Genomic DNA, 527 nt, shown 5'->3' with positions numbered 1-527 from the left:
CCGACTGGAATGGTGATGGTCTGGCCGTTGCTCAACGTCACGACGAGCGGGGCATCAGTGACTGGTGCGTTGACCGACGCGGTGTAAACGACAGTCCCACCTTCGGCCACAGTTGAAGTCGCGGTGAGCGAAACGGTGCTGGTGTCGATAGTGTCAGTGACGTCAGTCACCGCTGGGGTAGTGCTCGGAACCAGGTTCTCGAAGTTACCGCCAGTGGCCTTATCGATGCTGACTTCAACTTTGCCAGCGTCTTTGTAGACGTCGTCTTTTGGCGCGTCGACAGTCACGGTGCCAGTGGTGGCGCCTGCGGCGATGTTGATCACCGCGCCGTTGCTCAGGGTGACAGTTACTGGCGAGCCGGCGGCGTTGGTCAGAGTGGCGGTGTAAACGATGGAGCCGCCTTCGGCGACAGTGTCAGTTGCCGAGAGCGTCAGGCCAGTGGTGTCCTGGGTGTCTGTGACGATGGTGTCGGCAGGCTTGCCGTCGATGTCCAGTTTTTCGTAGTTGCCGCCCTTGGCGTCATCAAT

Annotated in this window: 1 protein-coding gene; it reads right to left on the bottom strand. The window is 60.0% G+C overall.

Going from position 1 to position 527, the window contains the following annotated elements:
• Window positions 1-527: immunoglobulin-like domain-containing protein (locus tag AB4Z20_RS28050; protein ID WP_442091238.1), on the bottom strand; the 527-nt coding region annotated here is incomplete at both ends.

The organism is Pseudomonas sp. KB_12, assembly GCF_052114545.1.
Taxonomy (GTDB): domain Bacteria; phylum Pseudomonadota; class Gammaproteobacteria; order Pseudomonadales; family Pseudomonadaceae; genus Aquipseudomonas; species Aquipseudomonas brassicacearum.
Note: the sequence above shows the minus strand (reverse complement) of the source record. Positions and strands in the feature narration are given on the sequence as shown.